The sequence below is a fragment of the Desulfomonilia bacterium genome (assembly GCA_036567785.1).
In the GTDB taxonomy this organism is placed as follows: domain Bacteria; phylum Desulfobacterota; class Desulfomonilia; order UBA1062; family UBA1062; genus DATCTV01.
Map to the genome: position 1 here is coordinate 1 of DATCTV010000060.1, position 13,839 is coordinate 13,839.

The window sequence follows — 13,839 nt, forward strand, 5'->3', positions numbered from 1 at the left end:
CCCATGGAAACCTTCCTGGAAAATCTGCCCTTGGCAAAAGACAAAATCTTGGATATGAAGTTCGATCTGGCAGCTTAAACTTAATCGTACAAACATCCCCTCGGAAAGGAGAGCTGTCAGATCAGGTCGGAGCTACTACATTTTAATCTTTTCCTCAATATTATTTTTCTTGGTTTTAACTGCCCATCATCTGCCAGCTTTCTCAGCAGAGAAAACAAAAGCTTTAGAAACTGAACTTTTTCCATTAGGGTTGATAACTCCGCAGGTAGGATTTGATGGAAAAAACAAGGCTGGTCGTATAAAATATACAAGTAATCTTTTATCATATTTCAAACAAATCAATAATCAAATCCCTAATCTTTCACCATCTCAAAAAGAATGGCTCGTAAATGAACTCGATGAATGCAGTAGGCAAATGTGATGAATAAAAGATATAGGCAGGTTTTAGGATCTAAAGAATATTCAACATATACCGTTAAGAAGCAAAAGGTGCCTAGCCTTGAACCATTACAAATCGACTAATTTATCCCATTCAAGGTTTGTCCATTTATGAAGGGATAAAAAGGAGTTTTTGCAGGCCATGTGGCCCCGGACTTTATTTGTTTATCGTCAGGGTTTATGGATTCTTCAAGGAAAAACACTGATTCGGGTAATCAATTATCAGTCTGAACTGGTTCATGAAATTTTTCACTCCCAGCAGAATTACTCCAAGGTTGGGCATAAAATCTATCGGGGTATCGTTGATTGTATGAACTATAACACTGTTGCTGTTATTAGCGAATATTTCGATTCTGGTAAGATGAGAGTATGCGATAGTCATTCCATTTCCTGTGCCGATATGCTTGGTCGCTCCTGCCGTCAGGTTATGGCCAAGCTGGTTTGCATAGGCGGCAGGAATTGCACATTCATCGGCGCCAGTATCAATCAATCCCCAGACTCTCAGAGATTGTCCAGTTGCAGGATTTGTTATTCTTATGGGAAGCATCGGCCGGGCAATGCCTCCCTGCAAATGCGAAATAAAAGGATAATTAACAATAGGCATCAATAAATCTGGGTGATATTCCCTTTAGGGATAAATACAATAACAGGCTCGGCAATTCCTTTTTTGCTTGCGGCTTTCATAACCCTCTCAGGGTCATTTCCCGCAGCAACAACATGCCTGCTTGTAAAGCCTTCCATTGCTACAAACTTTCCTTCGTATTTTTTATCCACAATCAATGCATGCTTGCTGTCTTCGGTTTTCATAATATACCTCGCTCAACTATCAGCTGATAACGATAATACATTATATCAATTAACAGCTCAAAACAACAATCAAGCTAGGATTGTTCAATCGTACAAATTTAGAAACAGAAGAGGGGTTAGCCCCCAACAATTGACAAAAGTCGTGAAATCGAATCACTGTTTTTTCCAGCAAGAGTGTTCTTTTATTTTTATTGGCAACTTGTCATCAGATGGAGATCGTTTTCTTAAACAAATTGTTTTATAATAAAGTTAGAAGCGATTATAAATACAGGGCGTAAGAACAAGGTGTTGCTGTAAAGCAACGTGATCAGGTGAAAATAATATTTCCGGTTTATATTCAAGATGATGTCGAGGAGGCCAGGAGAAAATGGGGTCTCGTGCATCTTGTTTCGCTCCTCGAGCCGAAGGCGGAGAGAAAGCGACGCAGGCATACTTTAACGTATGTCGAGGAGCATTCCGACGCAGCCGACAAGACAGGGCTTGAATAGAAACCGGGAGAAAAAGAGGAGGGATTATGTCTGTTAATACCGTCGAAGGAAAAGATAAGGGCAAGGTAATGCTCTACGCGCTCAGCACATGCGGCTGGTGCAAGAAGACCAAGGGTCTTCTGAACGAACTGGGAGTGGCTTACTCCTACACCGATGTCGATACTCTTACAGGCGCCGAAAGGGAAAGCGTCATGGATGAAGTCAGAAAATGGAATTCCGCCTGTTCGTTCCCTACCCTAGTTATCAACGGCAGCAACCGCATAGTCGGATTCCAGGAAGATGAGATAAGGAACATCCTGAAATGATCAACAGCTCTAAAGCCCAGGCCCTGCTTAATAAACTGAAGGCCGATGCGAAATCTGGCGGCTACATCATCAATCCCGATGATGAATTCACGCTGTCGCTGGCCGAAGGGCTGCTTACAAACGAGGAGCGCTACGGGTATCAGGCCTGCCCGTGCAGGCTCGCCTCCGGCAGCATAGAAGATGACAGGGACATGATATGTCCCTGTGATTACAGGGACACGGACCTGAGCGATTACGGGGCCTGCTACTGCGCACTTTATATAACCGAAGAAGTTGCAGCAGGGACTAAAAAGCTTTCCTCGATACCGGACAGGAGGCTTTTTGAAAAGGAGAAGATTAAAAAACCGGCTGCATCAGGAGCGCCAAATAAAGAGCTGCCCTATCCTGTCTGGCGGTGCAAAGTATGCGGATATCTGTGCGCGAGAGACAATCCGCCGGGGGTATGTCCCGTCTGCAAGGCAAAATCGGACCGCTTCGAGAGGTTCATGTAGCAGGCGCTTTTTCAGGTCCTCCGGATCATTCCGGCTTTATTCCTTTTAAATTCTTGTCTTCGACAAGGTCCTGCAGAATCTCCTGCAGATAAGGCCTGTCACGATGGCCTGTGTATTTCGCCGGGAACTTTATCAGACGCACCTCGGCATACTTCGATATGCCGCCGTCCTTCATGTCCTGATAGTCCTTGAGCAGGCGCCTGTCCAGCTTGCTCCTGAATTTCTCAAGGTCCAGGACATTGAAAAATTTGGTCAGAACAAGCGCTATCCTCATGTCCTTATCGAGCACGCTGTTGTCTATATACGGCAGGTCATAAAAGGTTATGTAGAAGCTCGGTGCCTTGAACCCCTGATCTGCGGCCTTGCTCTTTTTATAGTCGAGCGTCAGGTCGATGACACCATCATGCATGACCTCGGGCTTGATCTCGACCGGAAAATCATCTGCCTTGCCAGCGGGCACATCATCCGGAATCACCTGTATGGTGCCGTCTTCCATCTGCATTATGACGACGCGTCTTACCTCGCTGCCCGAAAGAGATGCAAGGGCATTAAGCTGCTTGATTGAAAGATTCTTCCCGATGCGCCTCAGGTCGTTTCTCATGAGAAACATTTCGCCCCTGAGCTCGGCAGGATACTTACCGTCATAAACCTCTTTCGTCATCTCGTTGTCGAGGTCTTCAAATAAAGGCTTGATGTCTATCGTATCGAAGTTGCGGCTCAACAGATCAAGAAACATGACCTGCTGTTTTACAGCGCGGATACTGGTCGGCTCTCCCTTAAGTCCGCCCTCTTTCTGGAACATGGCGTTAAAGAGCATGCCGAACATGGTGGCCCTGATGTTGTTGTCAGAGCTTTCGCGCTCGGCCATGATCTTCGTATAAACCTCGCGCATTTCGGATGCCTTTGCAATCTGCGCCTGCTGGTGGTTGTACATGGTTCCGACTATGGCGACAGTCGCTGCAATGATGGCAGGCCCGAGCGCCTGCATGATATCCCAGAGATCCTTTTTCTGCTTTACATTATCGGACATGATAAAACCTCATCTGAGATTGCAGGATAATATGAAGATGTCTGGCGCTTATTATAACACCGCTATTTATCGAGCTGGAAGTCTCTGCGAGTGTCGCCCGGGGCCACCTGGACCTTGAATTCCTTTGTACCGATAATCATAAGATAGCTTCCAAGCTTGATGTCCTTGAATGCATAGTTTCCCTTGCTGTCAGAACTGACGCTTGCAGCAACCTTGCCGTCTTTGGCGTCCTTCAGTTCCATCTTGATCTCGACGGGTTTGCCGCTCTTATCCGTTACGATGCCGTAAAGGTCTGCTGCCAGAAGCGTTGTGCTGAACATGATTCCTAACATTACGACTATGGCAATTGTAAGCTTTTTCATTTCTATCCTCCAGAAACAGAATTGTTTTGCCTTAAAAAAGGCAATCGGGAATCTTAAATTCCTATTACACATTTTCATTAAGATGCACAATCCCTGCCTGAACAACATTATATGCTCAAAAGAGGATCAGGGCTTTATGCCGCCTATATCCGCAAGTAATTTCAGCAGAGCGGGAGATACTTTATAATCAGGAAGCTCTTCCCTGAATTCAACAGGTTCGCATTCAAGCATCCGGCTGAAGAATCTGAAAATAAAATTTGTACTGATTGCCAGACCCGCTTCATCCACCTTGTCGCAGGTATCGACAGGCTTGTTGTAATAGATGTCATAAGCCCAGGGCCAGCACAGGGTAAGTTCATCATCGATCCAGAATTTCGCATCGGTCCTGAGCCCATTAGAGAGCAGCGAAGCTGTTTTTGCCGGGATGAAAAATATATTCATAGCCTGCTTGCCTGTTTCTCTTTTTGCCTCGGTGAAAGCTCTCTGACTTGCCTTGGTGGGTGAGACGACAAACAATATAAAAGGATGCTCGGGGCTTGAAGCATTGCTCTGTACCATATCAAGGTTCAATATCATCAACGTATCAAGAAGTTCGCCAGATTGCTTACTTTTCCAATGATTGTACGATGAGCCCAGATAACCCGATTCCTCTCCATTAAATGCGATGAATTTTATTGTATAAGGGGCGGGATTAGCCGAAAAATATCGGGCAAACTCAAGCAGGACCGCTATTCCTGTTGCATTATCCACAGCACCGGGAACTCCTTTTTCCGTATCGAAATGGGCGCAGACGATAATAATAAGGTCGTGATATGCAGTTCCCGGACATATGCCTGCGACATTTCTGTTAAGGTTTCCGTAGCCGTCGGGGAAATACTCGAAATGAACATTTTCAAGACCATATTCAATCAGTCTGTCCCGGATATACAGTGAAGCAACTATATTGCCTGGTTCATCAATATTCCGCGAGCCTATCTCACCTGCCAGCTTCGTCACATGAAAATAAAGCTCCGCAGGATCAAACGGGCCCGTACCGGTGCCGCAGCCCCTCATTGAGCCAAGGCTTAAAAGAGCCGCCAGTGCGATCATTAAAACAAGACCGTTCCTGCTTACAGATTTAACTCTCATCAGACACCCCCTGCAGTTCAAAATAGAAAAAGAAATCCTTATAATGTCCGTTAAGAAAACGGGTTATACAACTCAAGATGCGTCGATATTCATTTTCCTTTAAACCTGAATATCCAGTACACAAAGGCTTGGCTCGCAACAACGACAGGTACAAGCACCGCGGCCACGGCAGTCATTATTATGAGCGTGTTCCGGCCTGAAGATGAGTTATGAATACTAAGGCTTGCAGCCTTTTCAAATGAAGACGGAAGCAGGTCCGGGTAAAGGCCGGCCAGAGCGCTTATTAATAAAAGCATGATTGCAGAAATTGAAAAGAAGAATGAGACACCGGGTCTGCCCTTTACAATAAATATGCGAATGCAAAGAAAGCTGGCAACCATGACAGCCGGGATAATGAAAAGAACCGGATTCGCCAGGTAATTCAGATGCAGGGATGTGAACATAGGGGTTTCGATAATGAATAAAACCAGAAGAGCAAGTGCAATAAACCACGACATCACCATTGTTCTTTCGGCCCTCTTTTTCAGATCGTCTTCAGAATACATGCTTATCCAGATGCTGCCGTGAAGGATGCAGATAACAACCATTACGGTTCCCGTAAGAACGGAAAAGGGATTTATAAGGTCTAAAATACCGCCCCTGTATCCCGCCCCGTCAAATGCTATTCCCTGAAAGACGTTCCCGAAGATAAGCCCGAAGACAAAAGGAGCGGTAATGCTTCCGATAAAAAATATCATGCCCCATGTTTTGACCCATAGGAAACTTTTCCCCTCATATATGAATTCAAGGGATACACCCCTTAGAATGAGAGAGAAAAGAAGGACCGCGAACAGAATGTACATGAAGCTGAAAAGGCCTGCATAAACAGCAGGGAATGCCGCGAAGGTGGCGCCGCCCGCAGCGACGAGCCACACCTCGTTTCCGTCCCACAAAGGGGCGATTGAACTTATTACAGCGGATTTCTCTTTATCGCTCCTGCCTATGAACGGATACAATATGCCTGCACCCAGATCGAACCCGTCGGTTGCAAGCCAGAGCGCCCAGAGTATACCCCAGATAAAGAACCAGAGGGATTCAAGGCTCATGATGCCGCCCCCTTTGCCGGGGCAATCTCAGGCCCTTTGCGTGCGGACTTTGCAAGAAGGAAGATATCAAGCGCTGCGAGCAGTCCGTAAATGAAAACAAAGCTGATGATGGTAAACATTACCTGTCCGGAGCCCACCGACGGCGATACCGCGTCTGTTGTCCGCATGACCCGGTAGACAATCCAGGGCTGCCTGCCCATTTCGGCGACAATCCATCCGAGTTCGGCCGCAATGTATGGTAACGGTATTACAAATGGGAGCAGCTTTAAAAACCAGGACCACCTGCCGGCCCTGCCTGTGAATGCAATGAAAACAGACACGGCGCTTAAGAGCATGAACAGCATGCCGAGACCGACCATCAGCCTGAACCCTGCGAATACGGGCAGCACCGGCGGCCTGTCCTCTTTCGGCCAGTCGCGAAGTCCCTTGACCTCGGCATTAAAATCTTTGAATGACAGGAAGCTGACCATTCCCGGGATCCCGAAGAGTTCGACGACATTTCTGGAATTTTCCTCATCAGGAAAGACAAACAGATAAAAGGGGACATTTCTTGCCGTCTCCCAGTGAGATTCCATTGCGGCCAGTTTCTCGGGCTGAACCTTTGCAATCTCACCGCCTGCGAAATCTCCCATCACAAATACCAGGAAAGAACTGGCAAGCCCGAACACGGCTGCGATTTTAAACGACGAGGTGAAAACTTCCGTCTCATTTTTTCTGAGGAGGTGCCACGCGGATATGCCTAGGACAAAAAACGATGCAGTAGTAAAACCTGCCAGCATGGTGTGCAGAAACTTGGACCAGCTGTATGAGTTTGTGAGAAATACCGTGAAGTCAGTCATTATTGCACGGCCGTTTTGTATTTCGTAACCCACCGGGTGCTGCATCCAGCCGTTTGCAAACAATATCCAGAAAGCGGAAAGGTTGACGGCAAAGGCCACGATCCAGATAGAGGCGACGTGCAGTTTCTTCGATATCCTGCCCCGGCCGAATATCCAGAGGCCTATGAAGATGCTCTCCAGGAAAAACGCCGCGAATGCCTCTATCGCGAGCGGGGCGCCGAATATGTCGCCTACATAAGCGGAGTATCTGGCCCAGTTCATGCCGAACTGGAATTCCATGGTGAGGCCCGTCACCACACCCAGCGCAAAGTTGATGATGAAGAGCTTGCCCCAGAACTTCGCCATGCGCTCATACATTTCGTTGCCGGTCGTGAGATGTCTTGTTTCCATAAATGCTACAATCGGGGCCAATCCGAGGGTAAGCGGAACAAACAGGAAATGAAATATCGCCGTCATAGCAAACTGAAATCTGGCGAGAGAGATTATATCCATGAATTATATTGTAATGATTTTGAAACGATATGCCAGAAGAAAAAATGGTTTTGACTAAAACGCAGCCGATTGCAGTTTGGTCTTGACTAAAACGCAATGTCCTTCAAAATAGTCGATAGTAAATTCGTAATTCTTCCAGCAGGAGAGAAAATCAGATGAGCAGTTCAACCTCTGTTAATGCAGTTTGGCTAGGGACCGCAGGGCTCTTTGTGTCCGACGGCGAGACTGCGTTTTATATAGATCCTTATGTAAGCAGGATCTCGGCGTTCAGTGTGTTCGGCGGAAGGAAGATCAGTCCGGATATCAAGAGCATTGATACATGCATAAGCCGTACATCAGGGCAGAATGCAGCAGCTGTCATGATTGGACATTCCCACTTCGATCACCTGCTGGATGCGCCTGAATTCGCCCGAAAAACCGGGGCAATGCTTATCGGGTCAGAAAGCACGGCCAATGTCGGCTATGGAGCAGGCCTGCCTCAAGATAGAATCAGGGTCATAAAAAACGGCGATGCAATTGCTCTCGGCGCATTCAACATCAGATTCATCGAAGGCATCCACGGTCCAGCCTTTCTTGGCAGAATACCTTATCCGGGCGTCATTGAAAAACCGTTCGCCCCGCCCGTAAAAGCCTCTGATTACAGGCTGGGAGGGTTTTATGGTATGGTTGTAAGCCATCCGCTGGGCACATTCATACATCACGGAAGCGCGGGCTGGATACCCGGAATGTACGACGGGATAAAGGCGCATACCATTTTTCTGTGCCTTGCGGGCAGGAAAAACACCAGGTCATATATTGAAGAAACTGTATTGAAAACAGGGGCAAAAAGAATAATCCCCGTACACCACGACTGGTTTTTCTCTCCGTTTGAAAAAGGGGTGCACCTGCTCAAAGGAGTGGGTATCGATGAATTCATATCTGAGGCCATGAAGACTGTCCCTGAGACAGAGGTAAGGTTTGTGCCTGCACTCATGAGTTTCAGGGTATTCTGATGAAAAAACCGGGTTGCAAAAAGAGAAACGTCCACGACGCATTCTTCATGCAGATGGCTGCCTCATGCGGGTCGGACGAATCAGGCACAAGGGATTTTGAAAAAAAGAATGAGGAACTCTTGGCATCATGGCTCGAATATAACGCCAGCCACGGTGAAAAAATGCGAAAAAAATCCTTCTCGCCCAAAAAGAAACAATAGCTTTTTTATCGGAATTTATTTTATAGGCATCTGCTAATGTCCTTTAATGAAGAAAATCCTGTTTTAATGAAAAAGAGGTGGATCATCGCCGCAGCAGGCGTGATTGTTCAGCTCTGCCTGGGGACCGTATATGCCTGGTCGATATTTAAAAAGCCCATGATGGCCGCACATGGCTGGTCGGAAACCGCGACACAGGCCGCCTTCATGATACAATCCCTTTGCTTTTCCATATCGGTCGCCCTGGGCGGGGCGCTCATCGACAGGAAAGGGCCCAGGTTTACAGGACTTGCGGGAGGAGTGCTTTTCGGCTCCGGTCTTCTGCTGGCGGCCTATGCAAATCTGACAGGTAACATATGGCTCCTTTACATTGCCTATGGAATGATTGTGGGACTTGGCGGAGGACTGGGCTACACCGTCCCCATAACAACCCTTATAAAATGGTTCCCTGACAGGCGCGGTCTTGTAACGGGGCTTGCAGTAATGGGCTACGGCTTCGGATCGTTTATCATGGGAAATCTGGCACCCAGGGCAATACTTGATTCCGGCCTGGAAAAGACATTCACCTTATGGGGGCTTATAAGCATCATACTCGTTCCCTCCGGAATTTTGCTGATTAAAAACCCGCCTTCAGGCTGGATGTCTCAATACGCACCATCCGGAAATCCTCACATACTTGCCGATTCCTCTTCATTCACGTTCGGCGAAGCCATAAGAACCTGGCAATACTGGGCCCTCTGGCTCATGCTCTTTCTGAATGTAACAGCCGGACTGGGTCTTATTTCTCAGCTCTCACCCATTGCACAGGACATCATAAGACAGGGTCTGAGCGGAGCCGTCACGGAGGATAGGCTCAAAGGCATCTATATACTCTCGGGCACCATTGTTGCGGTCGCATCAATCTTCAACGGGCTGGGTAGGTTTGTATGGGCATGGCTTTCCGACCTGACTGGAAGAAGAGCTGTGTTCGTGATCATCTTTCTGACAGAGGCCGCAGGCTATGCCGTCATCGGCCATTCCACCGGCGGCCTTATGTTCACATGCATCGCCTGCTATCTGCTCGCATGCTATGGCGGCATGTTCGCCACATTCCCCGCCTTTGTCGCAGATATGTTCGGCCCCGCCTACATAGGCAGAATCTATGGCGTGATTTTCACTGCAGTCGGCCTTGCCGGGGTTTGCGGCCCCTATCTCTTTGCCAGGATCAAGATGGTGACCGGCAGCTTCCAGACAGCACTCTACATAGAATCGGTAATCCTTGCGGCAGGGCTGCTGCTGATAGCGGTTTTCAGAAGGCCGTTACGGAAAATCCAAATCAAATAGCTTTATCACCCGGGAAATATTACTCGGTCATTAATAAGAAGGCGGCATCCGTTTTGGATACCGCCCCTGAAGCATATTAGGATCCTGATCCGTTTTGAAATCCTACAACCGTACAGGCTCATACTTTTCAGAATAGGTCCCGTCTCCCAGTTGGCCGTAGTTGTTATAACCCCAGGCCCACAATGTGTCATCATCCCTGATGGCCTGATTGAAGTAAAGCCCGGATACGACAATGTTCCAATCGGTGTCTGAACTTATGAGAACAGGCTCATCCCTCTGGATATCAGTCCCGTCACCGACCTGGCCGTAAATGTTGTAACCCCATCCCCATAGGGTGCCGTTCTTCTTTATCGCCGCAGTATGATAGTATCCGGCGGAAACGATATCCCAATCGTTGTCCGACCCTATGCGCGTTGGCACGCTCCTGTCCGTGGTGGTGCCGTCTCCGAGTTCTCCATATCCGTTGTAGCCCCAGGCCCACAGCGAACCATCGGCCTTAACTGCTACCGTATGATATACGTTGGCTGCCGCGACAGACCAGTCTGTATCCATGCCTATAGGGGTGGGAACTTTTTTGTTTATGGCTGTTCCATCCCCGAGCTGATAACGATTATTGCGCCCCCAGGCCCACAACGAACCGTCTTTTTTAATCGCAATGGTATGATAATAACCGGCAAATACGGCTGCCCAGTTTGTATCTGTACCTATTCGGACAGGGATGTTTTTACTATCGGTTGTACCATCACCGAGCTGGCCGAAATTATTGTTTCCCCAGGCCCACAGAGAACCGTCGGTCTTGATCGCAACCGTATGATAACCGCCGGCAGATACACTTGCCCAATTAGTATTCGTGCCTATTTGAACGGGTATGTTCTTTGAGATATTCGTACCATCCCCGAGCTGGCCATCTGCATTTTTCCCCCAGGCCCAGAGAGAGCCATTGGTCTTAATAGCCAATGTGTGTAATCCGCCACCCGATACGCTAGCCCAGTTATTGTCTGTTCCTATCCGTGTGGGCAATGGCTTTCCTATATAAGTTCCGTCTCCAAGCGTACCATCGCCATTGTAACCCCAGGCCCAGAGAGAGCCGTCGGTCTTGATCGCAACCGTATGTTCACCGCCTGCAGATACGCTTTTCCAGTCAACAGTGACTGTCTCAAGAATGGTTACCGTGCATGTATCAGTCGATGTCAGGCCGTCGGAATCAGTAACCGTAAGCATAAAAGTCAGCACTGATCCGCGCTCAACACAAGCATTGAACTGCACTGTCATCATATCGGTAAAGCCCAGATTTACCGCTGGTCCGCCCGTCTGCTCCCAATGATAGGAAAGCGTGTCATTCTCAGGGTCTGATGAGCCGGAACCGTCAAGGGTTACATCCGAAGCCGCATATACCGACTGGTCAGGGCCTGCATTTGCTACAGGGGGACTCTTTACGAATATCTTCCATGTCTGGGTATCCGTCCCTAAAAAACTTCTGGCTTTGACTGTAAGCGTATGGTTCCCGACTGTTTCAGCCCGATATATATAAAAGCTCTCCGAGTTCGATATGGCAGTGCCGTCAAGTGTCCATGTATATGTAGCGTTGGACGGGAATACTGTTATTCTGAAAGTTGTTTCATTATATAATGCCGTTGTAACATTGTTTGAAACCGGTGTTATGGATTTAATGCACCCGGCAAGCATGGCCGCTAACAGAATAAACATCAGGAATAATGCTGATTTCCTCATTGTAGCCCCCTCAATGGTATAAGTTAAGTTGATGCTTTTATTATATTTGATGATTTCTGTTTTATAATATAGTTTGCCAGGCGAATCAATATATTATAAATCTCCTTATTTCCCTCTATCAGGTATCCCTGCTTCTTTTCTTATCTTTCCCACATCAAGGTTCCCGGCCCATTCGGGAAGGTTTGACCAGACTTCATGGAACCCGAACCCGCCTTCAGTCATTTCCTTCAGGGCCTCTTCCTTTGACCAGCCCTGAACCGCCATGCGATAGACCGCGCACATCGTGCCCGTGCGGTCGGCACCGTGCTGGCAATGGACCAGGACCGGTGTTTTCTTCGGGTCTGTCACTATCTTCAGAAATTTAACGGCATCCTCGTTCTCCGCATGCCATGATTTCATGTAGATATGCTCATATTCGAGGTCTGAGCCCTTCAGCAATGAAGAATCAGTGTGAAATGTCCTCAGGTTTACAACTGTCTTTATGCCCAGCTTTCTGAGGTTTTTGAAACCTTCGGCCGTAGGCTGCTCGCTTCTGTAAAGAGTATCACTGACCTTGAAGAGATTCTGCACCCCATCAATTTTTACAGGCTGTGCCCATTTCGAAGGCCTCTGCTCCTGAACTGCGGCAGCAGTAAAAACTAATGAAATCAGAACCGTTAAAATAATAATCCCGGTCTTCTTCATTTTTTCCCTCCATTATTTTATCCTGCGGCATTCCAGATAGAAACGCTTCTCATCGGCATGGCCCATGGAAAAGGTCTTTCTGGGGAGGACGCCGTCGATAATGATGGTCCTGAAGAATGTATCCTTGGGTATAACCGGCAGGAAAAAGCCCATATTGCCGGGTCTTGTTCCAAGGTCTTCGACAATCTTTTCTCCGTGTACATAATCGATCTTTACACCAGGATTATCTTTCAGATAAATATCAAGGAAGGTCTGAAGAGTTGCGTATTCCAGCTGACGAACGGGTTTCTCAACCTTTATGGTTCCGCATGCTCCACCCGCCGCAAACGGTATCAGGTGGATATCAGACCGCGATGCCGGCTTCTGGCAGAGTTCCTTCGGTGAGCCTGCTGTTGCTATTGAAACTGTTGAACCTTCCGATTCACAATAGGCCTTGAATTTTCCGATAAGGTCGTCTTTGTCAACACCGAAAAGCACCCTGTGGATCGGCTCGAATTCAAGCCCCGGGTCATGGATATTTACAAGCTCTACAAGTGCGTAGCGCGCCGGATGGCTCATCAGTAAAGACTGGTCTTCCGCATCTTTTTTCATGGTTTCCCATATGCTCTTTGCAGTGGCCAGAGAATGATTGCCGTCACCCATGGCATAGAGCATGACGCTGCCGTCATTGACGCCATATTTTTTCATGTAATTTCCAGGTTCGGCAAGTTTTGCCAGAGCAGCTGCCACCTGATTCAAGGATTCCTCGTCATCGACCGCCCAGCCTTTTATGTGTCCGCAGTTCATCATGAGTTCAAAATCATACAGCATCCTCAGGTTTTTCATGAACAGAGGTTCGATAACGGTCTTATCAGGATCGTCTATCAGCACCATTATATGCGGTGATTCGATTGCGGCATTTTTCCTTATCCTGATTCTGGGGGGCAGCCTGTCTATGACCGTACCTTCGGTTGCCCGTATCATGGTTTTCGAGCCCGGGCTGAAATCATACTGTTCAAGGTCCAGAGCAACAACCAATCCCTTTCTGGAAGGCGTCTGCGAAGTCTTTCTGTCCACCAGGACAAAACCGGGTTTCTGCACCTCAAGGGTCCCGTCTGCAAGGTATTTATCCATAAAACTGTTAATGCTTTTGATCCGGTCTTCAGCACCTTCTTCTTCAAGATAGACCTCGGGATAAATAATATTGAGCGTTGACGGACTGTTTCCTGCCGTTTTCCTGATCTCTTCCCACACCTCGGGTTGTGATGTGTATTGATCACAGGCGACAACCGCCCATTTGGTGAGATCGGTTTCCTTTTTCGGCAAAAGAATTTCAGGCAGGCTCAAAGCGAATTTTTCCAGGTCCATGGTCTTGACTCCTTAATATTTTGTATTAAATTTCTATATACACATAAGAACCATATTGGTACAATATGGATGCTTTGGTTTTTTTGATTGAATAAAAAAC

Annotated in this window: 16 protein-coding genes; 6 read left to right on the top strand and 10 right to left on the bottom strand. The window is 47.5% G+C overall.

What is annotated here, in order from left to right; genetic code table 11:
• Nucleotides 1-616: 616 nt before the first annotated feature.
• Together VIS94_14870 and VIS94_14875 are read right to left on the bottom strand one after the other, a co-directional pair.
• A complete protein-coding gene (locus VIS94_14870) occupies nt 617-985 on the bottom strand; it encodes an aspartyl protease family protein (protein HEY9162357.1) in 369 nt (122 codons plus the stop codon).
• A 56-nt stretch (nt 986-1,041) separates the two neighbouring features.
• Entirely contained in the window at nt 1,042-1,245 is a 204-nt protein-coding gene (locus VIS94_14875; GenBank protein HEY9162358.1) for a DUF5678 domain-containing protein, read from the bottom strand.
• A 311-nt stretch (nt 1,246-1,556) separates the two neighbouring features.
• On the opposite strand from VIS94_14875, the gene VIS94_14880 reads away from it, so the two are divergent.
• Genes VIS94_14880 through VIS94_14890 form a run of 3 tightly spaced genes read left to right on the top strand, consistent with a single transcriptional unit; the run spans nt 1,557 to nt 2,529 of the window.
• Nucleotides 1,557-1,733 (top strand): hypothetical protein, encoded by a 177-nt coding sequence (locus VIS94_14880; GenBank protein HEY9162359.1) that lies wholly within the window; start codon nt 1,557-1,559, stop codon nt 1,731-1,733.
• A 26-nt stretch (nt 1,734-1,759) separates the two neighbouring features.
• Nucleotides 1,760-2,038: a glutaredoxin family protein gene (locus VIS94_14885; protein ID HEY9162360.1), complete on the top strand. Its 279-nt coding sequence runs from the start codon at nt 1,760-1,762 to the stop codon at nt 2,036-2,038.
• Complete coding sequence (locus VIS94_14890) at nt 2,035-2,529, top strand: ferredoxin-thioredoxin reductase catalytic domain-containing protein (GenBank protein ID HEY9162361.1); 495 nt, start codon at nt 2,035-2,037, stop codon at nt 2,527-2,529. The genes VIS94_14885 and VIS94_14890 overlap by 4 nt, the downstream gene beginning before the upstream one ends.
• A 25-nt stretch (nt 2,530-2,554) precedes the next feature.
• Here the strand turns inward: VIS94_14890 and VIS94_14895 are convergent, their stop codons facing one another.
• The 5 genes from VIS94_14895 to VIS94_14915 all read right to left on the bottom strand — a co-directional run bounded on the left by VIS94_14895 (nt 2,555) and on the right by VIS94_14915 (nt 7,465).
• A complete protein-coding gene (locus VIS94_14895) occupies nt 2,555-3,559 on the bottom strand; it encodes a hypothetical protein (GenBank protein ID HEY9162362.1) in 1,005 nt (334 codons plus the stop codon).
• A 62-nt stretch (nt 3,560-3,621) separates the two neighbouring features.
• Complete coding sequence (locus VIS94_14900; protein HEY9162363.1) at nt 3,622-3,921, bottom strand: carboxypeptidase-like regulatory domain-containing protein; 300 nt, start codon at nt 3,919-3,921, stop codon at nt 3,622-3,624.
• Between the two features lie 126 nt (nt 3,922-4,047).
• Complete coding sequence (locus tag VIS94_14905) at nt 4,048-5,049, bottom strand: M28 family peptidase (protein ID HEY9162364.1); 1,002 nt, start codon at nt 5,047-5,049, stop codon at nt 4,048-4,050.
• Between the two features lie 89 nt (nt 5,050-5,138).
• The gene (cydB, locus tag VIS94_14910) at nt 5,139-6,134 is read right to left on the bottom strand and encodes a cytochrome d ubiquinol oxidase subunit II (GenBank protein HEY9162365.1); all 996 of its coding nucleotides are present in this window, start codon (nt 6,132-6,134) and stop codon (nt 5,139-5,141) included.
• Nucleotides 6,131-7,465, bottom strand: a complete 1,335-nt coding sequence (locus tag VIS94_14915) for a cytochrome ubiquinol oxidase subunit I (protein ID HEY9162366.1) — start codon at nt 7,463-7,465, stop codon at nt 6,131-6,133. The genes cydB and VIS94_14915 overlap by 4 nt, the downstream gene beginning before the upstream one ends.
• 155 nt (nt 7,466-7,620) lie before the next feature.
• On the opposite strand from VIS94_14915, the gene VIS94_14920 reads away from it, so the two are divergent.
• From VIS94_14920 to VIS94_14930, 3 genes are all read left to right on the top strand, one after another.
• Nucleotides 7,621-8,457 carry an MBL fold metallo-hydrolase gene (locus VIS94_14920; protein ID HEY9162367.1) on the top strand — a complete coding sequence of 279 codons (837 nt, stop codon included), beginning with the start codon at nt 7,621-7,623 and terminating at the stop codon, nt 8,455-8,457.
• Nucleotides 8,457-8,657 carry a hypothetical protein gene (locus VIS94_14925; protein ID HEY9162368.1) on the top strand — a complete coding sequence of 67 codons (201 nt, stop codon included), beginning with the start codon at nt 8,457-8,459 and terminating at the stop codon, nt 8,655-8,657. Before VIS94_14920 ends, VIS94_14925 begins: the two co-directional genes overlap by 1 nt.
• Nucleotides 8,658-8,723: 66 nt before the next feature.
• Complete coding sequence (locus VIS94_14930; GenBank protein ID HEY9162369.1) at nt 8,724-9,977, top strand: OFA family MFS transporter; 1,254 nt, start codon at nt 8,724-8,726, stop codon at nt 9,975-9,977.
• A gap of 102 nt (nt 9,978-10,079) precedes the next feature.
• On the opposite strand, the gene VIS94_14935 is transcribed toward VIS94_14930, so the two are convergent.
• The 3 genes from VIS94_14935 to VIS94_14945 all read right to left on the bottom strand — a co-directional run bounded on the left by VIS94_14935 (nt 10,080) and on the right by VIS94_14945 (nt 13,739).
• Nucleotides 10,080-11,708 (bottom strand): PKD domain-containing protein, encoded by a 1,629-nt coding sequence (locus VIS94_14935; GenBank protein ID HEY9162370.1) that lies wholly within the window; start codon nt 11,706-11,708, stop codon nt 10,080-10,082.
• Between the two features lie 105 nt (nt 11,709-11,813).
• On the bottom strand, nt 11,814-12,392 hold the full coding sequence (locus VIS94_14940) for a dual specificity protein phosphatase family protein (GenBank protein ID HEY9162371.1): 579 nt from the start codon (nt 12,390-12,392) through the stop codon (nt 11,814-11,816).
• A 12-nt stretch (nt 12,393-12,404) separates the two neighbouring features.
• Complete coding sequence (locus tag VIS94_14945) at nt 12,405-13,739, bottom strand: DUF1015 domain-containing protein (protein ID HEY9162372.1); 1,335 nt, start codon at nt 13,737-13,739, stop codon at nt 12,405-12,407.
• Between the last annotated feature and the right edge of the window lie 100 nt (nt 13,740-13,839).